Origin of the sequence: Streptomyces sp. NBC_00259, assembly GCF_036181745.1 — a bacterium.
GTDB classification, from domain to species: Bacteria; Actinomycetota; Actinomycetes; order Streptomycetales; family Streptomycetaceae; genus Streptomyces; species Streptomyces pratisoli.
This window is the reverse complement of record NZ_CP108080.1, coordinates 3,786,065-3,803,622: the sequence shown is the minus strand read 5'-3', so window position 1 is coordinate 3,803,622 and position 17,558 is coordinate 3,786,065. Positions and strand designations below refer to the sequence as shown.

At 70.3% G+C, this 17,558-nt stretch carries 19 protein-coding genes and 1 tRNA gene; 3 read left to right on the top strand and 17 right to left on the bottom strand.

What is annotated here, in order from left to right:
* The first annotated feature begins 197 nt into the window (after positions 1–197).
* A complete protein-coding gene (locus OG766_RS17060; RefSeq protein ID WP_266379987.1) occupies positions 198–416 on the top strand; it encodes a hypothetical protein in 219 nt (72 codons plus the stop codon).
* 35 nt (positions 417–451) lie between these two features.
* On the opposite strand, the gene OG766_RS17055 is transcribed toward OG766_RS17060, so the two are convergent.
* From OG766_RS17055 to OG766_RS17020, 8 genes are all read right to left on the bottom strand, one after another.
* A complete protein-coding gene (locus tag OG766_RS17055) occupies positions 452–1,219 on the bottom strand; it encodes a hypothetical protein (RefSeq protein ID WP_328725700.1) in 768 nt (255 codons plus the stop codon).
* A gap of 112 nt (positions 1,220–1,331) precedes the next feature.
* The gene (locus tag OG766_RS17050) at positions 1,332–2,258 is read right to left on the bottom strand and encodes an RNA polymerase sigma factor SigF (RefSeq protein WP_266379983.1); all 927 of its coding nucleotides are present in this window, start codon (positions 2,256–2,258) and stop codon (positions 1,332–1,334) included.
* A gap of 234 nt (positions 2,259–2,492) precedes the next feature.
* Positions 2,493–3,323 (bottom strand): RNA polymerase sigma factor SigF, encoded by an 831-nt coding sequence (locus OG766_RS17045; protein ID WP_266379980.1) that lies wholly within the window; start codon positions 3,321–3,323, stop codon positions 2,493–2,495.
* Between the two features lie 358 nt (positions 3,324–3,681).
* On the bottom strand, positions 3,682–3,846 hold the full coding sequence (locus OG766_RS17040) for a hypothetical protein (protein WP_266379977.1): 165 nt from the start codon (positions 3,844–3,846) through the stop codon (positions 3,682–3,684).
* Positions 3,847–4,294: 448 nt separating this feature from the next.
* Positions 4,295–4,379, bottom strand: a tRNA-Ser gene (locus OG766_RS17035).
* A 48-nt stretch (positions 4,380–4,427) separates the two neighbouring features.
* A complete protein-coding gene (tadA, locus tag OG766_RS17030) occupies positions 4,428–4,901 on the bottom strand; it encodes a tRNA adenosine(34) deaminase TadA (protein WP_266384208.1) in 474 nt (157 codons plus the stop codon).
* A 62-nt stretch (positions 4,902–4,963) separates the two neighbouring features.
* Complete coding sequence (locus tag OG766_RS17025; protein ID WP_266379974.1) at positions 4,964–5,482, bottom strand: tRNA adenosine deaminase-associated protein; 519 nt, start codon at positions 5,480–5,482, stop codon at positions 4,964–4,966.
* A gap of 188 nt (positions 5,483–5,670) precedes the next feature.
* Positions 5,671–5,874, bottom strand: a complete 204-nt coding sequence (locus OG766_RS17020; RefSeq protein WP_266379971.1) for a hypothetical protein — start codon at positions 5,872–5,874, stop codon at positions 5,671–5,673.
* Between the two features lie 86 nt (positions 5,875–5,960).
* On the opposite strand from OG766_RS17020, the gene upp reads away from it, so the two are divergent.
* Positions 5,961–6,596 carry a uracil phosphoribosyltransferase gene (upp, locus tag OG766_RS17015; protein ID WP_266379968.1) on the top strand — a complete coding sequence of 212 codons (636 nt, stop codon included), beginning with the start codon at positions 5,961–5,963 and terminating at the stop codon, positions 6,594–6,596.
* Positions 6,597–6,657: 61 nt separating this feature from the next.
* Here the strand turns inward: upp and OG766_RS17010 are convergent, their stop codons facing one another.
* Both OG766_RS17010 and OG766_RS17005 read right to left on the bottom strand, forming a co-directional pair.
* Positions 6,658–7,281 (bottom strand): LytR C-terminal domain-containing protein, encoded by a 624-nt coding sequence (locus OG766_RS17010; RefSeq protein WP_266379965.1) that lies wholly within the window; start codon positions 7,279–7,281, stop codon positions 6,658–6,660.
* A gap of 123 nt (positions 7,282–7,404) precedes the next feature.
* Complete coding sequence (locus tag OG766_RS17005; protein WP_006377352.1) at positions 7,405–7,701, bottom strand: type II toxin-antitoxin system VapB family antitoxin; 297 nt, start codon at positions 7,699–7,701, stop codon at positions 7,405–7,407.
* 109 nt (positions 7,702–7,810) lie between these two features.
* Between OG766_RS17005 and OG766_RS17000 the strand changes: the two genes are divergently transcribed.
* Positions 7,811–9,424, top strand: a complete 1,614-nt coding sequence (locus OG766_RS17000) for a helicase HerA-like domain-containing protein (RefSeq protein WP_266379962.1) — start codon at positions 7,811–7,813, stop codon at positions 9,422–9,424.
* 192 nt (positions 9,425–9,616) lie between these two features.
* Here OG766_RS17000 and OG766_RS16995 read toward each other — a convergent pair whose 3' ends face one another.
* From OG766_RS16995 to OG766_RS16965, 7 genes are all read right to left on the bottom strand, one after another.
* On the bottom strand, positions 9,617–11,158 hold the full coding sequence (locus OG766_RS16995; protein WP_266384205.1) for a M28 family metallopeptidase: 1,542 nt from the start codon (positions 11,156–11,158) through the stop codon (positions 9,617–9,619).
* A gap of 160 nt (positions 11,159–11,318) precedes the next feature.
* Positions 11,319–11,900: an HhH-GPD-type base excision DNA repair protein gene (locus OG766_RS16990; protein WP_266379960.1), complete on the bottom strand. Its 582-nt coding sequence runs from the start codon at positions 11,898–11,900 to the stop codon at positions 11,319–11,321.
* A 50-nt stretch (positions 11,901–11,950) separates the two neighbouring features.
* Positions 11,951–12,760, bottom strand: a complete 810-nt coding sequence (locus OG766_RS16985; RefSeq protein WP_266379957.1) for a class I SAM-dependent methyltransferase — start codon at positions 12,758–12,760, stop codon at positions 11,951–11,953.
* A gap of 251 nt (positions 12,761–13,011) precedes the next feature.
* Positions 13,012–14,280, bottom strand: a complete 1,269-nt coding sequence (locus tag OG766_RS16980; RefSeq protein ID WP_266379955.1) for a YncE family protein — start codon at positions 14,278–14,280, stop codon at positions 13,012–13,014.
* 140 nt (positions 14,281–14,420) lie between these two features.
* The gene (locus OG766_RS16975; protein WP_266379953.1) at positions 14,421–15,668 is read right to left on the bottom strand and encodes an RNA polymerase sigma factor; all 1,248 of its coding nucleotides are present in this window, start codon (positions 15,666–15,668) and stop codon (positions 14,421–14,423) included.
* Positions 15,669–15,717: 49 nt separating this feature from the next.
* Positions 15,718–16,134, bottom strand: coding sequence for a YciI family protein (locus OG766_RS16970; protein ID WP_266379950.1), 417 nt, complete (start codon positions 16,132–16,134; stop codon positions 15,718–15,720).
* Between the two features lie 249 nt (positions 16,135–16,383).
* Positions 16,384–17,199, bottom strand: a complete 816-nt coding sequence (locus tag OG766_RS16965; protein ID WP_266379947.1) for a CAP domain-containing protein — start codon at positions 17,197–17,199, stop codon at positions 16,384–16,386.
* Between the last annotated feature and the right edge of the window lie 359 nt (positions 17,200–17,558).

Here is a 17,558-nt window from a genome sequence, read left to right as displayed (position 1 = left end):
CGCACCCCCATCTTGTTGCTTAGGGCAACCATAGAAGCGGTTGGTTGCTGCAGGCAAACTAAAAGGGGCCATGGGGGGTAAAGGAAGGCAAAAGGATTTGCATATGCGAGGCATGGTGCGGATATGTTGCGGGCATGTCGCGATGGCATCGGACCGGGGGTTGGGCGGGTCACCCGGGTTCGCTAAGGTCCTGCTCCATGGCACACAACCCCCAAGCCCCCCAGGGTCCCGAGGGCAACTACGACCCCGCGGGCAGTACGCAGATGTTCCGCGCCTTCGTCGACGAGGGTGGTCCGCAGCAAGGAAGCCGCGCTGCTTCGGCGCCCGCGCAGTCCGGGCCGCGGGTCGGCCTGATCGTCGGAGTCGTGGCGGCCCTCGCGATCGTCGGCGCGGTCGTCTGGCTCGCGCTCGGCTGAGGCCGCGTCCTCAGGACAGGCCGTAGGACGAACCCCTAGGACGGATGCTCCGCGCGGACGTCCTGGGTCTCGATGCGCATGCCCAGGGGCACGCGCCAGGAGTCCACGCACACCGTGTACGTCGTCGTCCTCGCCGCTCCGGCGGCGATGGGCACGGGCAGCGGCTGGGCGGAGTCGATCGTCGCCCAGTCGATCCCGAGCGCGCCGATGATGTGCGTGCCGAAGGCGACGGTGCCGGAACGCACCGATGAGCCACCGGTGTTGCGGAACTCCACGGTGACGTTCTCGCACCACCGCTTGTCCGCGGGCGCGCGCCGCACCTCCGCGACCACCAAGACGGCCGGTCCTGGCGGCGGCGTGGCCGTCGGCGGGGCCGGGGCCGGCGGTGCGGGCTCGCTCCCGCCCGGCGTCGGCGGTACGGGGGTCTGAGTTCCTGGCGTCCCTGGTGTCCCCGGCGGCGCTGGGGAAGCACCCGGCGTACCCGGTGCGGCCGGCGTCCCCGCACCCGCTCCAGCGCCCGTGCTCGTATCCGTACCCGCGCCACCACCCGCGTTCGAGCCCGCGTCCGTGCTCGCGCTCGGTCCCGTCGTCGCGCCGGTGCCAGTGCCGGTTGCCGCCCCGTCGAGCGGTACGAGCACGACCTTCCCGGACGGTGGCACGACCCCTTCGGGTCGGCCCTCACCGCCCGCCGCACCGACCGCGGCGTATCCGTCACCCTGGCCGTCGCCACCGCTGGCGGCGAGCACCCCGCCGAGGCAGAGCGCGACCCCCGCAAGCCCGTACCCGACCCGTCGACGTCGCATCGCGCCAGTGTCCCTGACGCTTCGTCAATGAGGAACCCCCCGCCGACGACGTGTCAGGCACCCCGTCGGTGGGGAGTGGGGGCCGTGGGCCCCCACCGCAAGTCGCGGTCGCTCAGTCCGCGATGAGGCCCTCGCGCAGCTGCGCCAGCGTGCGCGTCAGCAGGCGGGAGACGTGCATCTGGGAGATGCCGACCTCCTCGCCGATCTGCGACTGCGTCATGTTCGCGAAGAACCGCAGCATGATGATCTGGCGCTCGCGCGGCGGGAGCTTGGCCAGGAGCGGCTTGAGGGACTCGCGGTACTCGACGCCCTCCAGCGCGCTGTCCTCGTATCCGAGGCGGTCCGCGAGCGAACCCTCGCCGCCGTCGTCCTCGGGGGAGGGCGAGTCCAGCGAGGACGCGGTGTACGCGTTGCCGACGGCGAGGCCGTCGACCACGTCCTCCTCCGACACGCCCAGCACCGCCGCGAGTTCGGGCACCGTCGGCGAGCGGTCCAGCTTCTGGGCCAGCTCGTCGCTCGCCTTCGTCAGCGCGAGGCGCAGCTCCTGCAGCCGGCGCGGCACCCGCACCGACCAGCTCGTGTCACGGAAGAAGCGCTTGATCTCGCCGACGACGGTCGGCATGGCGAACGTCGGGAACTCCACGCCGCGTTCGCAGTCGAAGCGGTCGATCGCCTTGATGAGGCCGATCGTGCCGACCTGGACGATGTCCTCCATCGGCTCGTTGCGGCTGCGGAAGCGGGCCGCCGCGTACCGCACCAGCGGCAGGTTGAGCTCGATCAGGGTGTCGCGTACATACGTACGCTCCGGGCTGTCCTCGTCGAGGGCGGCCAGTCGCAGGAAGAGCGAGCGCGAGAGCGTGCGGGTGTCGATGGCTCCCGGCGCGTCCACCGGCATGGGTGCGTCCATGGCCACGGGTGCGTCCATGGCGGCGGGCGCCGGCTCCGGCGCGGACATCGGCTCGGGCGCCGGGGGCGCGTCGGGCGAGGGAGCGCTCTGCGTGAGCGTGAGCACCTTCGAGCTGCCCTGTTCTGCGGACATGCCACCCCCTGGAGGTCGCGGACGGTCGCGTGGGCCGCGACCATCGGTGGAACGCAGCCTCCACCTGAATACCGGAGGCAGGCCCGCGGCAAACGCGGTTCCCGCAGAATGTCACATGTCGGCAACACGCTGTAGTGACATGTCGACAACGGAGCGTCAGATCACCGCAGGAAAAAGGGGGTTTGTGGCTTTCGTGCGCCTCGAAATGGGCCGAAAGGGGTCTACCCGTTTCGGTTACGCCTCGATCCTGTTTGCGGATCTCAATCGTGCGAAGCTACGGGCGAGGAGCCTTGACACATGCATCTGCGACACCCCCAGCTCCGCGCTGATCTGGGACTGCGTCAGATTGCTGTAGTAGCGCAGCAGAAGGATCCGCTGCTCCCGTTCGGGCAACTGTACGAGGAGATGGCGTACGAGGTCGCGGTGCTCGACTCCGGCCAGCGCCGGGTCCTCGTAGCCGAGCCGGTCGAGCAGGCCGGGCAGCCCGTCACCCTCCTGCGCGGCCTCCAGTGAGGTCGCGTGGTACGACCGCCCCGCCTCGATGCAGGCGAGGACCTCCTCCTCGGAGATCTTCAGCCGTTCCGCGATCTCGGCGGTGGTGGGGGACCGGCCGTGCGCCGTGGTCAGGTCCTCGGTCGCGCCGTTGACCTGCACCCACAGCTCGTGCAGTCGGCGGGGTACGTGCACGGTCCGTACGTTGTCCCGGAAGTAACGTTTGATCTCGCCAACCACGGTCGGCATGGCGAACGTCGGGAACTGCACCCCGCGCTCCGGGTCGAAGCGGTCGATCGCATTGATCAGGCCGATCGTGCCGACCTGGACCACGTCCTCCATCGGCTCGTTGCGGCTGCGGAAGCGCGCCGCCGCGTACCGCACCAGCGGCAGGTTGGCCTCGATCAGCGCGGCCCGCACCCGGGTGTGCTCGGGGGTGCCCGGCTCCAGGTCCTTGAGCTGGGCGAACAGCACCTGGGTCAGCGCCCTGGTGTCCGCGCCCCGGCTCTGGGGTTTGGCCCTGCCCTCGCTCTCGTTCTGGGGCGGCACTTGAGGCGCAGTACTGGCCGGCACGGTCACGCCACCCCTTCGCGGTCGAACAGTGGTCAACGTCGGCGGTCAACGTCAGTGGTCAACGTGAGCGGTCAACGTCAGTGGTCAACGACGGGTCAACTCATCCATCAAAAAGCGGTCATAGCATCACAAGACATGTCCGCTGTGTTCAAGCACCCCATAACGCCGTGTTGAGGGCAAGTTGGTGCAGAAGTAACAAAAGGCCCCGCACCTTTACGGTGGGAGCCCGGGAAGCCAGGGGTGAGCCGGCGGTTCGGTTGTCGTAGTCGGTGATCGCCCGGCCGGCGATCTCACGCCACTGCCCGGCGGCCGTCCGAGGGTCGCGGGGTGTCGCGGTCGGCCTCGGAGGGGTGGCGGCCTAGTTGATGAGCTCGGTCATGAACTCGCCGACACCCTGCGCGGCGCTCGATATGCCCTCGAAGCCCACCTGGACGAGGTCGGCCGCCCGGGCCGGGGACGTGATGATCGTGTACAGCACGAAGACGACGACCACATAGAGAGCGATCTTCTTCGTTTGCACCATCAGTCCTGCCTCCCGTGCGACCCCTGTGCGGACGCGTGAGTCTAGCCGAGCGTTTAGGGACCAAGGACCCTGAGATCGGGGTCCTTCGCCTGGCCGTACCAGCCTTCCCCACCAGCAGTATTGAGGGTGAACCCGGAGGATCTGGCAGGAATCCGATGGGTGAGGAACCGTGCCCCACTGCGGGGTTCCGCGCCGTGTGCTTCCCCCGGTACGGCGCTGGACTTGTGGGCCGGTCTCATCGGGGGAAGCGGCGAGTCCCCCCGAATGCCGCTTCCCCCGACCAGAGCGGAAGCCCCGGCCCGATCCCCCGAACGGCCGGGGCTTCCTCATGCGTGCGCCACACCCGCGGCCGGATGCGACCGCGTCCGGACGCGCCCGCGCGCGGGGGCGCACGCGTACATGATGAAGGACCCCGGGCTTGAGTCAGCACCGGGGCCCTTCATAAGAGCGGTAGCGGAGGGATTTGAACCCTCGGTGACTTGCGCCACACTCGCTTTCGAGGCGAGCTCCTTCGGCCGCTCGGACACGCTACCGGGAGAGAGCTTAGCCCAAGGTGGGCCGTGCTCTGAAATCGGTATCGATCAGCGGTCCGCGAGGCCGTCCCGCGCCTCGTCCACGACACCGTCACGGGGGCCGCGGAAGAACGCGGTCAGCTGCTCCGCGCACTGCGCCTCCAGCACCCCGTGGATCACCTCCGGCCGGTGGTTGAGCCGCCGGTCGCGCACGACGTCCCAGAGCGAGCCGGCGGCACCCGCCTTCTCGTCCCGCGCCCCGTAGACCACCCGGTCCACCCGGGACAGCACCAGCGCGCCCGCGCACATCGTGCACGGCTCCAGCGTGACGACGAGCGTGCAGCCGGTCAGCCGCCAGCTGCCACGCTCGGCGGCCGCCCGGCGCAGTGCGAGCACCTCCGCGTGCGCGGTCGGGTCACCCGTCAGCTCGCGTTCGTTGTGGCCGGTCGCCAGGACCGTGCCGTCCTCGGCCAGCACGACGGCGCCGACCGGGACGTCCTCGGCCAGCGGCGCACGCGCGGCCTCGTCGAGCGCGAGTCGCATGGACGCCTCCCACGGCGCCCGCACCGGGTCCTGCGGGTCGTGCGGGTCCTTCGGGTCCGTCACTAGCGGACGGCCTCCAGGATCTCGGAGGCGCCGAGCGTGTCGGCGATCTCGGTCAGCGCGTCCGTGCTGAGCGCGCTCAGCTGCCTCGCGGACATTCCGAGGTCCGCGAGCAGATCGGAGTCGCCGAGCGGCCCCGCCGGGACCGCGTCCGACTCCTCGGCCGAGTCGTCCTCGGACTCGGGCTCGCCGTCCTCCGTGCCGTCGAGGTTGAGCGAGTCCAGTTCGTCGTCCTCCTCCTCGTCCTTGCCGATCAGCTCATCCGTGAGCATCGCTCCGTAGGAGGAGCGGGCTGCCGAGGCGGCGTCCGAGACCCAGATGCGAGGATCTTCCTCGCCGTCCACCCGGACGATGCCGAACCATGCGTCTTCCTGCTCGATGAAGACGAGCACCGTGTCCTCGCTCACCGAGGCCTCGCGGGCCAAGTCGGTCAGATCCGACAGGGTCTCCACATCGTCGAGCTCTGTGTCGCTCGCTTCCCACCCGTCTTCGGTGCGCGCGAGCAGTGCGGCGAAGTACACCGTGACTCTCCCACTGATCAGAGTTGTGAGTTGTGACGACCGGCGGTGCGCTGCTCGTGCCCCGCCCACTCGGAATCGTGGCAGAAACAGCGGCTTCGCGAGAGGTCTTCCGGCGTTGCGTCGTGCACGCGTTCAGTGAGAGGGCTCACCGAATGCGCCGTGCGGGTCCATCGGGGGCACACCGAGGCTCACCAGCGAAAGGAACGCATACGCATCACCTGGCGCATCCGGGCCGCACGGGCCCGGCGGGGCTGGACGCGGTCACGCAGGGCCTTCGCCTCGTGCAGTTCGCGGAGGAACTGGGCGCGCCGGCGCCTGCGCTCCGCGTCGCTCACCGGATCCTCCTCCGGTTCCCGCCGCTGCTCCTGGTCCTGCTGTTCCCGCTCGGGCATCGGCACACCACCTAGGCGCTGGAAGGCTATGTCCCACCTTCCCTCCCCGGGGCGTTCCGATGCCGGCCCCGGCTACTGTTGGGTCCATGCGGATCCACGTCGTCGACCACCCTCTGGTGGCGCACAAGCTCACCACCCTGCGCGACCAGCGCACCGATTCCCCCACCTTCCGGCGCCTCGCCGACGAACTGGTGACGCTGCTCGCGTACGAGGCCACGCGCGACGTGCGCACCGAGCAGATCGACATCCAGACACCGGTGGCGCGGACCACGGGCGTCAAGCTCTCCCGGCCGCGCCCCCTCGTCGTGCCGATCCTGCGGGCCGGTCTCGGCATGCTCGACGGCATGGTGCGGCTGCTGCCGACCGCCGAGGTGGGCTTCCTCGGCATGATCCGCAACGAGGAGACCCTGGAGGCGTCGACGTACGCGACGCGCATGCCGGAGGACCTCTCGGGCCGCCAGGTGTACGTCCTCGACCCGATGCTCGCCACGGGCGGCACGCTGGTCGCGGCGATCCAGGAGCTGATCAAGCGCGGCGCGGACGACGTGACCGCGGTGGTGCTGCTGGCGGCGCCGGAGGGTGTCGAGCTGATGGAGCGCGACCTCGCGGGCACGCCGGTGACGGTCGTGACGGCCTCGGTCGACGAGCGGCTCAACGAGCAGGGCTACATCGTCCCGGGCCTGGGAGACGCGGGCGACCGGATGTACGGCGCGGCGGAGTAGCCGCGCTCGTCAGCCGCGTTCGGCAGGCGCGCTCAGCGGGCGCCTGCCGGGCAGCATCGGCTCAGCACTTCCCCGGGACCGTCGCGGGCTTCGTCAGGGCGACCAGTGCCTTGTCGGCGACCGGCTTGGTGTTGAGCGTCTTGAAGGCGGTGCCGATGATCAGGTCGACGTCCGTGGTCGTACGGGCGTCGGCCTTCGGCTGAGCCCCGGCCAGCTGCGTACCGAGCACCCGGAAGGGTCCGTCGTACGCGGTCGGCGCCCCCAGCAGCAGTGCGGCGCCGGGGACCTTCTTGTCGTAGGCCGCCGGGGCGTTGCCCACCTTGCCGATGGTGAAGCCGCGTTTCTGCAGCTCGTCGGCGGTGGCCTTGGCGAGGCCGCTGCGCGGGGTGGCGTTGTAGACGTTCACCGTGATCTGGCCGGGCTTCGGCGGCGCCGGGGCGGCGGAGGGGGCGGGCTGTGGCCTGCAGGCGGCCGTGGCGCGGCTCTTCGCCGTGGTCTTCGTGCCGTCGCCCGAGAAGACGTCGATGAGCTGCAGCGTTCCCCAGCCACCCACGCCGAGGACGGCCACGGCGGCGACGACTGCGAGCACGATCCTGCGGCGGCGACGAGGGCGGCGCATGCGCGGATAGGCATTGCCCGTAATGCGGTACTTTCCGCCCATGCCGGGGGGAGTGAGCATGCTCATGGGCGCAGCGTAATGCGGTCCCGGGGCTATGCCTACTTAACGATCATCCCGCTGCGTCCGTATGGACGGGAAGCTCCGCCGTACGGGTCGTGAAACGGCACCCCGCGGCGGCAGGCCCGGCCCTCAGTCCATTTCGAGCACCCGCGCGTGCAGCACCTGGCGCTGCTGGAGCGCGGCGCGCACGGCGCGATGCAGTCCGTCCTCGAGATACAGATCGCCCTGCCACTTCACGACATGGGCGAAGAGGTCGCCGTAGAACGTGGAGTCCTCGGCGAGCAGGGTCTCGAGATCCAGCTGGCCCTTGGTGGTCACGAGCTGATCGAGGCGGACCGGGCGCGGCGCGACATCCGCCCACTGCCGGGTGCTTTCCCGGCCGTGGTCGGGATACGGCCGCCCGTTACCGATGCGCTTGAAGATCACACGGAAAGCCTACCGGGCAAGCGGCGGTCGGCGCAGCCAGGCGGCGCCGGTGCGATGCTGGTCAAAACCCCGCGAAAGCCGATCAAACCGGGAAAGTAGGGGCCGTGTCATGACTGAGTCCGACCAGCCGCCGCCGTCCCCTGGCCCCTCCGGGGCTGGAACGCTGTCCCCCGAGGCCGGGGAGATCGCCGCCGGTTACGCCTTCCCGGGACCCGCCCTCGACCTGGGCGCCCTGCTCTGGGACGGACAGTGCTTCCCGCAGGCGCGGATCAGGATCCCGCTCGGCATGCTCAACCGCCATGGTCTGGTCGCCGGGGCGACCGGCACCGGCAAGACCAAGACGCTCCAGCTGATCGCGGAGCAGCTGTCGGCGAACGGCGTTCCCGTCTTCCTCGCCGACGTCAAGGGCGATGTCTCGGGCATCTCCGCGCCAGGGCAGCGCGGGGAGAAGACCACCGCGCGGGCTGGGCAGGTGGGCCAGCAGTGGCAGGCGGCGGGCTTCCCCTGCGAGTTCTACGCGCTGGGCGGCATCGGGCACGGCATCCCGGTCCGGGCCACCGTCACCGACTTCGGCCCCGTGCTGCTCTCCAAGGTGCTGGAGCTCAACCAGACGCAGGAGCAGTCGCTCGGCCTGATCTTCCACTACGCCGACACCAAGGGCCTGGAGCTGGTGGATCTGAAGGATCTGCGGGCCGTGGTCGCGTTCCTCGTCTCCGACACCGGGAAGCCGGAGCTGAAGGGCATCGGCGGGCTGTCGACGGCGACGGCCGGAGTGATCCTGCGGGCGATCACGGCGTTCGAACAGCAGGGCGCGGGCGACTTCTTCGGGGAGCCCGAGTACGACACCGGCGAGCTGTTGCGGACGGCGCCGGACGGGCGGGGGCTCGTGTCCGTGCTGGAACTGCCGGCCGTGCAGGACAAGCCGCAGCTCTTCTCCACCTTCCTGATGTGGCTGCTCGCGGATCTGTACGGCGGGCTGCCGGAGGTCGGCGACCTCGACAGGCCCAAGCTGGTGTTCTTCTTCGACGAGGCGCATCTGCTGTTCAGCGGGGCGTCGAAGGCGTTCCTGGAGTCGATCACCCAGACGGTGCGGCTGATTCGCTCGAAGGGGGTGGGGGTCTTCTTCGTGACGCAGACGCCGAAGGACGTGCCGGGCGATGTGCTGGCGCAGCTCGGCAACCGGGTGCAGCACGCGCTGCGGGCGTTCACACCGGACGACGAGAAGGCGCTGAAGGCGACGGTGCGGACGTTCCCGAAGTCGGCGTACGACCTGGAGGAGGTCCTCACCTCGCTGGGCACCGGAGAGGCGGTCGTCACCGTACTGAGCGAGACGGGCGTGCCGACGCCGGTCGCGGCGACGCGGCTGCGGGCTCCGCAGTCGCTGATGGGTCCGGTCGACGCGACCGCGCTGGACACGGCGGTGAAGTCCTCGGTGCTGTACGCACGCTATGCACAGGCTGTGGACCGGGAGTCGGCGTACGAGAAGCTGACGGCGGAGCAGCAGGCGGCGGAGGCGGCGGCGCTGAGGGCCGCGCAGGAGGCCGAGGCGGCGAAGGAGGCGGCCCGTGAGGCACATGCCCCACGCGCCGCGCGGGACGAGTCGCTCGTCGGCCAGGTGATGGGCAGTGGTCTCTTCAAGTCGCTCGCCCGCTCGGTCGGCACCCAACTGGGCCGCGAGATCTCGCGCTCGCTCTTCGGGACGGCGTCACGCCGCCGGCGGTGAGGGCCGGGACGGGCCGGGGAGCGCCCGGGAGGTCCGTACGGGAAGCGGAGTGCCGTACGGAAAGGGAGTGCCGTACGGAAAGCGCCGGTGGGGCTTCGGGAGAAGCCCCACCGGCGTTCGTGGTGAGGGTTCCCCGTGCCCGGAGGCGCGGGGAACGGTCCGGGGCGGAGCCCCGGTCATTCAGTCACCCGGTTACTCGGTGACCTCGTGGTCGTGGCCGTCGTGGAGACCGCCACCGCTGCCCGCGTCGCCGTCCGTCGGGACGGTGGTCACCGGCTTGCGCAGCGAGCTCAGGTCCTGCGAGTAGGTGCCGACCGCGTTGGCGATGACGTCCACGTTGGCGTCGAACGCCTTCATGTTGACGTTCTTGATGTCGTCGCACTTGGCGTGGTAGCACGCGTCGTACGCGACACCGGCCGTGCCGCCGAACTTCGCGGCCTGCGCGGCGGTCTTGATGCCCTCCGCGCCGGTGAAGGTGCCGCCGGACGGGATGCCGGCCTCGACGAACGGGCCGTAGTCGGAGCGGCCGGTGAAGTCCGTGCCCTCGTGCGGCCTGCCCTGCTTGTCCATGAACTCGTTGATGTCGCGCTCCAGCTGGGCGGAGCCGGCCGGTCCGGCGGGCGAGCCGACGCCGTCCGAGTCGTCGCCGTCGTACACGAACAGGCCGTAGTTCGGCGACGCGATCATGTCGAAGTTCAGGTAGAGCTTGATTTCCTTCTTGCCCAGGGCGCTGAGGTTCGCGACGTAGTGCTCCGAGCCGAGGAGACCGTTCTCCTCCGCGCCCCACCAGGCGAACCGCACCTTGTTGGCGGGCCGCTTGTGGGACTCGGCGAGTTCCAGGGCGACTTCGAGCAGACCGGCCGAGCCGGAGCCGTTGTCGTTGATGCCGGGGCCGGCCGTCACGGAGTCGAGGTGGGCGCCGAGCATCACCGTGTTGGCGGCGTTCCCGTGCCGGGTCTCCGCGATGACGTTGCGGGTGGTGCGCTTCTCCTGGAGCTGGCGCACCTCGAAGCTGATGTTCACCGGGCCCTTGGCCAGGTCGGCGGCGAGCTTGACGCCCTCGGCCCGGGTGATGCCGCCGGTGGGTATCTTCCCGGCCGCCGGGTCGCCGAGCGTCCCGGACAGCGCGCCCTCGGTGTTGTTGTAGATGATCGCGCCGACCGCGCCCGCGGCCGCCGCGTTCTCCTGCTTGATGGCGAAGGTGCAGCCACCGCGCTGGACCAGCGCGACCTTGCCGGTGAAGGTCCCGGACGCGAAGTCGCCGGGCTCACAGCCCGTGGTGCCGTCGGCGTCGACGGGCACGGCGGCCAGATCGGCCTTGATGCCGCCCACGGGCGTCGACTTGGTGTACGTCATCGCCGATATCGCGATGTCGCGGGGCGCGGGCGAGACCACCGACAGCTTCTCTGCCTGGGTCTCGGTGTAGATGAACTCGAAGTTCTGGTACGAGACGTCGTACCCGGCCTTCTTCAGCTGCTGGTAGACGTACGCGGCAGAGGCGTCGTGGCCCAGCGATCCGGCGGCGCGGTGGCCGCCGGTGCTGTCGGCTATCTGCTGCAGCTTCTGCAGGTGCTTGAAAGCGTCCTTGGCGGACGATTCGCGGACCAGCTTCTTGGAGAGCTTGGCCGCTTCCTTCGCCGCTTCCTTGGCAGGGTCGTGCCGGTGAGCGGTGGCGGGCGAGGCTGATGCCAGCAGGAGCGGAGTCGCGAGTGCGGCTGCGGCCACGGTGGCCACTGCTCTGCGATGGGTTGCCTTCACAGAGGTCCTTCCCGGTGTGAACGAGGTTGATGGGAAGTTAGCGATCTCTGAGGGTTCTGTGAACAGATGTGCCACAACTCACGTGATATTCAGCAGCATCGTCATCAACTGGTACGTCTTCGGGCGTACTTGTGAGTCATTTGGCTGACTTCGCCGCCCGCTTCATCTCCTGCTTGTGCGCACGGACCTTGGCCAGTGACTCCGGACCGGTGATGTCGGCCGCCGAACGGTACGAGCCGGCCTCGCCGTACGCCCCTGCCGCCTCCCTCCAGCCCTTCGGGGTGACGCCGAACTGCTTGCCCAGCAGGGCCAGGAAGATCTGGGACTTCTGCTTGCCGAATCCGGGCAGCGCGTTCAGCCGCGCGAGCAGCTCCTTGCCGGTCGCCACGTCCTTCCACAGCGCGGTCGGGTCGCCGCCGTACTCGTCCACCAGGTACTGGCACAGCTGCTGGATCCGCTTGGCCATGGACCCCGGATAGCGGTGCACGGCCGGCTTCTCGGACAGCAGCGCGACGAAGGCCTCCGGGTCCCGGGCGGCGATGTCGTGCGCGTCGAGGTCCTCGGTGCCCATGCGCTGGGCGATCGTGTACGGGCCCGCGAAGGCCCACTCCATCGGGACCTGCTGGTCCAGCAGCATGCCGACGAGCGCGGCGAGCGGACTGCGTCCGAGCAGCTCGTCGGCGTCGGCCTGCTGGGCGAGATGAATCGTGGGGTTCATTCCCTGATGATCCCTCCCGCGCGGGCGCGACGCACGTCCGGCGTCCGGCGTCAGGCGGGTTCGCGCGCCGGTTCGCGGGCCGGTCCGCCGGGCGGTTTGCGGGCCGGCTTGCGGGCCTCGATCAGGAAGCGAGTGGTACGGGCGACGAACGGGCCCTCCGCCTCGATCCGGTCGTGCAGCTCCCCGAGCCGGTCGCGGTGGTGGGCCACGGTGAAGCCCGGCACCATCCACACGACCTTCCGCAGGAAGTAGATCACCGCGCCGATGTCGAAGAACTCGGTGCGCAGCGACTCGGACCGCAGGTCGGTGATCTCCAGCCCCGCGGCCTCGGCGGCGGTGCGCGCGTCGTCGGGATGACGGGCGCGGCGCGCCTCCTGCGGCTGGGGCCCGAGGAAGTACTCGACCAGCTCGAAGACGCTGGCGGGTCCGACCTGCTGGGAGAGATACGTCCCGCCGGGCCGCAGTACGCGCGCGATCTCGTCCCACCAGACGGTCACCGGGTGCCGGCTGACGACCAGGTCGAAGGCCTCGTCGCCGAACGGCAGCGGCGGCTCGTCCGGGTCCACGACGACGACGGCGCCCAGCGGGTGGAGCAGCTGGGTGGCCTTCTCCACGTTCGGCGGCCAGGCCTCGGTGGCGACCATCAGCGGCGGCAGCTTCGGGGCTCCGGCGAGGACCTCGCCGCCGCCGGTCTGGATGTCGAGGGCGGCGGAGGCCTGCGCCAGCCGCTCGCTCATGAGCCGCTGGTAGCCCCAGGAGGGACGCTGCTCGGTGGCGCGCCCGTCCAGCCAGGAGAAGTCCCATCCGGCCACGGACACGGACTCGGCCTCGGCGACCAGGTGGTCAAACGTGCGTGTCATGCTCCGATCGTGCCGCCGGGACGAAGGGACCGCCAGCCCCGGGACGAGGCCCGGGCGGAGGGGCGGCCTGTCCTCGGGATGCGGTCGGGCCGGAGGGAACGCCGCCACCGGGGCGAGGCTGGGCCGGAGAGAGACGGCCTGTCCCCGGGGTGCGGTCGGGCCGGAGGGAACGCCGCCTTCGGGGTGACGCCGTTGAGCAGCGTCACCCCGCCGTCGGACGGTATGTGCCGGTGGTCGTGCCGTGCGGGCTGCTACCGCGCGGCCGAGGGGCTCGTCCAGTCGGCCGGTACATGGCCGAGCCGTACCCGCTGCGGATGGTCCCCGACCGGCACGGACGCCACTTTCCGGCCGGTCGCGAAGTCGATCGCGGTGACCGAGTCGGAGCCGCTCTCGGAGACGACGCAGGACTTCCCGTCCCCGCTCACCGTGGCCCAGTAGGGCTTCGATGCCGGGACCAGCGGCCCCTCCTGGAGGGTGGCCCGGTCGACGACCGTCGCGTAGTCGTCCATCGTCCCGGCGATGCAGATCTTGTCGCCCGCCGGGCTCATCGACATGCCGTGGTGGCGCGAGTCGTTGACCCAGGTCGTGCGGTCCTCGCTGGTGGCGGGGTTCTTCGGGAGCGTCTTCTGGCGGGTGATCCGGTCGGCGGCCACGTCGTACTCCAGGAAGCCGTTGAAGAACGACACCTGGAAGTACAGCTTCGACTCGTCGGGCGAGAAGGCCACCGGCCGTACCGCGTCGGACAGGTCGCCGCGGCCGAAGGCGTCCAGCCGCTGCCGCATGTCGATGACCTTGACGGTCTCGTAGGTGTTCGCGTCGACGACCGTGATCTTCCGGTCGCCCTTCGTCCAGTCCCAGAACGGGTCGTCGAGCGCGGTGTTGACCTCGCCGATGGCCATGTTCCAGATGTGCTTGCCGTCCTTGCTGAAGACGTTCTCGTGCGGCTTGTCGCCGGTGCTGAACGAGCCGGTCTGGCGGCCGGTGCCGATGTCGAGGACATGGACGGTGTTGGACGTCGAGGCGGACACGGCGACGCGCGTGCCGTCCGGGGAGACGGCCATGTGGTCGGCGCGGTAACCGGACACGGGGAACCGCCAGTTGACCCTGCCCGTGGTGACATCGATCGACACGACGTCGGCGAAGCTGGGGCGGGAGACCACGACGGCGGACCCGTCGGGGGTCGAGTACATGTCGTCCACGAACTGGTCGTGGCCCTCGCCCACCGTCGTCCGTATCCCCAGGAAGTAGGCCAGTTTCACGGGGTTGAGGTAGATCTCCAGCAGCCGCTCGTCCTTGTCGGGGACGACGTTGATCCGGCCGACTTTCGTCAGCGCTCCGGACGATTCGAGCACGTCGGCGGTGCCTTCCCAGTTGTTCCCGACGAACAGCACCTCGCGGAGTCCGGCGGCGTCGGCCGTGGCCGTGACCGGTGGGGTCGCGGAGGCCGGGGCGGCGGAAGCCACGGTGAGCGCCAGTGCTGCGGCGAGGGCGGCGACGGCAGGGGACAGTTCTGTCTTCACGGCGCACTCCTGAAGGGCGTGGGGCAGGAGAAGGACAGTGAGTTACCGGCGGTAAGCTACTGGCGGGTCGGGTGAATGGCCAGAGTCCGGTCAGGACTTCCCGCCGCACTCCCGTCGCGGTCCCCGCCTCACTCCCCGCCTCACTCCCCGTCGTGGTCCTGCCGCAGCCGGGCGGCCCGCATCTGGAGATAGCGGGTCTCGGGGGCACTGAGCGTCCGCTCGGCGGCCCGCTGGTAGGCCGCGTGGGCGCCCTCCCGGTCCCCGGCCCTCTCCAGCAGATGGGCGCGTACGGCGTCCAGCCGGTGATGGTCCGCCAACCGGTCCTCCAGCCCGGCCACTTCGGCCAGTCCCGCCTCCGGCCCCTCCACCATGGCGAGCGCCACCGCCCTGCCCAGCTGGGCCATCGGCTCGGGCGCACGGCGCACGAGCACGTCGTACAGGGCGAGGATCTGCGGCCAGTCGGTGTCCTCCGCCCGCGCCGCCTCGTCGTGCAGGGCCGCGATCGCCGCCTGCAGCTGGTACGCGCCGGCCGGGCCCTCCGAGAGGGCTTCCTCCACCAGCGCCGTGCCCTCGGTGATCGCGTCGCGGTTCCACCGCGTGCGGTCCTGCTCGTCGAGCGGGATCAGCTCGCCGTGCGGCCCGGTGCGTGCCGCGCTGCGGGCGTCGGTGAGCAGCATGAGGGCCAGCAGCCCGGTGACCTGCCCCTCCCTGGGCAGCAGCCGGCGCACCGCCCGGGTCAGCCGGATCGCCTCCTGGGCGAGGTCGGCACGGTGCAGAGCGGCCCCGGACGTGGCCGTATAGCCCTCGTTGAAGATCAGATACAGCACCTGGAGGACGGCGGCCAGTCGCTCGTCGCGGTCCTCGGGCCCCGGCCGGCGGAACGGCACGCCCTTGATCTTCGCCTTGGCCCGGCTGATGCGCTGTGCCGTCGTCGCCTCGGGGACGAGGAGCGCGCGGGCGATCTCGGCCGTCGTCAGACCGCCGACCGCGCGCAGTGTCAGCGCGATCTGCGCGGCGGGCGTGAGCGCCGGGTGGCAGCACAGGAACAGCAGCGTGAGCGTGTCGTCCTCGGACGGGGCCCGGCCCTCACCGGGCGGCGGCGCCGTGAACGCGTCGTGTGGCGTGAGCTGCGCGGCCGTCTCCTCGCGCCGTCGCCGTGCCTCGTCGCTGCGCAGCTGATCGGTCAGCCGGCGCGAGGCGACCCTGATCAGCCAGCCACGCGGATTGACCGGCACGCCGGTCTCCGGCCACTGCTGCGCGGCGGCGAGCAGCGCCTCCTGTACCGCGTCCTCGGCGGGCCCGAAGTGTCCGTAGCGGCGTACGAGCGCGCCGAGGACCTGCGGGGCGTGCAGCCGCAGCAGGTCCTCGACCTCGGTCGTACGCCTCACGCGCGCCTCACGGATCGCCTCGGGCCGGACCCGCCGGGTCCCGGTCGCGTCAGCACAGATCGCCCGCGCCGTCCTGGATGGGCCGGATCACCACCGGGTGGTCGGGCGTGCCCTCGGGGACCGGGCAGCGGGCGACCCGGGCGGCGATCTCCGTGACCCGCTCCAGGCTCGCGCAGTCCAGCACCCAGTATCCGGCGAGCAGCTCCTTCGTCTCCCCGTACGGACCGTCCGAGATCACCGGCCGCCCCTCGGCGTCCACGCTCACGAATCGGGTCTTCGCGGGCTCGACCAGGCCCTGCGCGTCCACCAGCTCACCGGACTCGGCCAGGTCGTTGTTGATCCCCTCCATGAAGGAGAACATCGCCTGCAGATCCTTCTCGCTCCAGACCGGGCTGTGCTGCGACGGCCGTCCGCGCATCGCCTCGTAGTCGGCCTGCGTGCTCTGGACCATCACCAGATACTTCATGACTTCGCTCCCTCGGATGCGTCGTCACCCGTCGTGGGCAACTCTCACAGGGGACGTCGGAGCCGATGCGCGCTTCTCGACACCTCGCGGAGGATTCTTCCGGAATCACTCCCGTGATCGCTCCCGTGATCACTCCCGTGCGGGATGGGCGACGCCACGGCGAAGGGCCCCGACCGTCACGGTCGGGGCCCTTCGGCGTTTCGCACGTCGCCAGGTGCGTTCGTACGTCGCCGGGTGCCGGCGGGGCGGCTATCGCGCCGTGCCGAAGTCCTGGGTCCAGTAGTTGTCGGGCTGCGCGAGGGCGACGCCGATCTCCTTGAACTCGCAGTTCAGGATGTTGCGCTTGTGGCCCGGGCTGGACATCCAGCCCGCCATGACCTGCTCGGGGGTGTCGTAACCGTAGGCGACGTTCTCGCCGTACGTGCTCCAGCTGTAGCCGGCGCGCGTGATCCGGTCGCCCGGGTTCGAGCCGTCGGAGCCGTCGTGGGACATGTTGCGGTGGGCGGCCATGTCCTTGCTGTGGTCCTGGGCGGCCTTGGTCAGCTTGGCGTTCACCGTCACCGGGCTGCACCCGGCCTTGCTGCGCTCGCTGTTGACGAGCTGGACGACGCGGGCGACGGCACCGGACGCGGGAGCGGCGGCCGCGGGCTTGCTCGGGGACGCGGCGGGCTTCGGGGCGCTCGGGGAAGCGGGGGCCTTGGGAGCCTCGGGAGCCGACGTGGTCGGTGCGCTCGGTGCGGTGGGCGCGTTCGGTGCGGTGGGCTGAGCACCGGTCTCTTCCGAGCCGCCCTGCTCACCGCCGGACTTCTTCTTCCAGTCCCAGCCGCCGTGCTGCCAGCGCTGGCCGTGCTGCCCCCGCTGTCCCTGCTCGTCGGCGGAGGCGTTCTGCCAGTCGCCCCAGGACTTGCCGCCCCGGCTCTGCTGGCTTCCCTGGGTCTCCTGGCTTCCGGGGGTTTCCTGCGGATCCATACAGGCCATGGCTACGGAAGGCACGGCCACAGCGCTCAAGGCGACGGCGGCGATGGTTATCTTCCGGTAATGCGTCTTCCTGCGGTGCTTCCTCATGCCTGACCTCACTCGGTATTCGCGGAGCGCCCCCGGAACGGTTCGGCTCAGCACTGGTCCTGCGCTGAGCTGCGGAGACGCCTTTGCGGGCCGCCATTGTTAAGAGCGCCGCGCGCACAGGGCAATGAGCCTCGGTACTACTGCGGCTCGTAGGGCGTGACGCCTCTTGAAATGAGCGCACAGGCGTGCTGGACCGACTTCCGGAATGATCGGCTCCATCTGTCGGGTCGTCAGAATCCCCTGAGAGTTCGACAAACGGGCGGATCCGGCGAGCGGGTCGAATGCCCCCACATCCCCTGCGGGACATGTCTCTTTCAAGACGGACAAGTCTCATATGTCCATATGGAGGCTCTCTACTA

What these genes read in the sequence shown, in the direction of transcription:
- OG766_RS17060 (WP_266379987.1), top strand. Translation starts at nt 198, where the DNA reads ATGGCACACAACCCCCAAGCCCCCCAGGGTCCCGAGGGCAACTACGAC.
- OG766_RS17055 (WP_328725700.1), bottom strand. Translation starts at nt 1,219, where the DNA reads ATGCGACGTCGACGGGTCGGGTACGGGCTTGCGGGGGTCGCGCTCTGC.
- OG766_RS17050 (WP_266379983.1), bottom strand. Translation starts at nt 2,258, where the DNA reads ATGTCCGCAGAACAGGGCAGCTCGAAGGTGCTCACGCTCACGCAGAGC.
- OG766_RS17040 (WP_266379977.1), bottom strand. Translation starts at nt 3,846, where the DNA reads ATGGTGCAAACGAAGAAGATCGCTCTCTATGTGGTCGTCGTCTTCGTG.
- tadA (WP_266384208.1), bottom strand. Translation starts at nt 4,901, where the DNA reads ATGCGACTCGCGCTCGACGAGGCCGCGCGTGCGCCGCTGGCCGAGGAC.
- OG766_RS17020 (WP_266379971.1), bottom strand. Translation starts at nt 5,874, where the DNA reads ATGCCCGAGCGGGAACAGCAGGACCAGGAGCAGCGGCGGGAACCGGAG.
- upp (WP_266379968.1), top strand. Translation starts at nt 5,961, where the DNA reads ATGCGGATCCACGTCGTCGACCACCCTCTGGTGGCGCACAAGCTCACC.
- OG766_RS17010 (WP_266379965.1), bottom strand. Translation starts at nt 7,281, where the DNA reads ATGAGCATGCTCACTCCCCCCGGCATGGGCGGAAAGTACCGCATTACG.
- OG766_RS17000 (WP_266379962.1), top strand. Translation starts at nt 7,811, where the DNA reads ATGACTGAGTCCGACCAGCCGCCGCCGTCCCCTGGCCCCTCCGGGGCT.
- OG766_RS16990 (WP_266379960.1), bottom strand. Translation starts at nt 11,900, where the DNA reads ATGAACCCCACGATTCATCTCGCCCAGCAGGCCGACGCCGACGAGCTG.
- OG766_RS16985 (WP_266379957.1), bottom strand. Translation starts at nt 12,760, where the DNA reads ATGACACGCACGTTTGACCACCTGGTCGCCGAGGCCGAGTCCGTGTCC.
- OG766_RS16970 (WP_266379950.1), bottom strand. Translation starts at nt 16,134, where the DNA reads ATGAAGTATCTGGTGATGGTCCAGAGCACGCAGGCCGACTACGAGGCG.
- OG766_RS16965 (WP_266379947.1), bottom strand. Translation starts at nt 17,199, where the DNA reads ATGAGGAAGCACCGCAGGAAGACGCATTACCGGAAGATAACCATCGCC.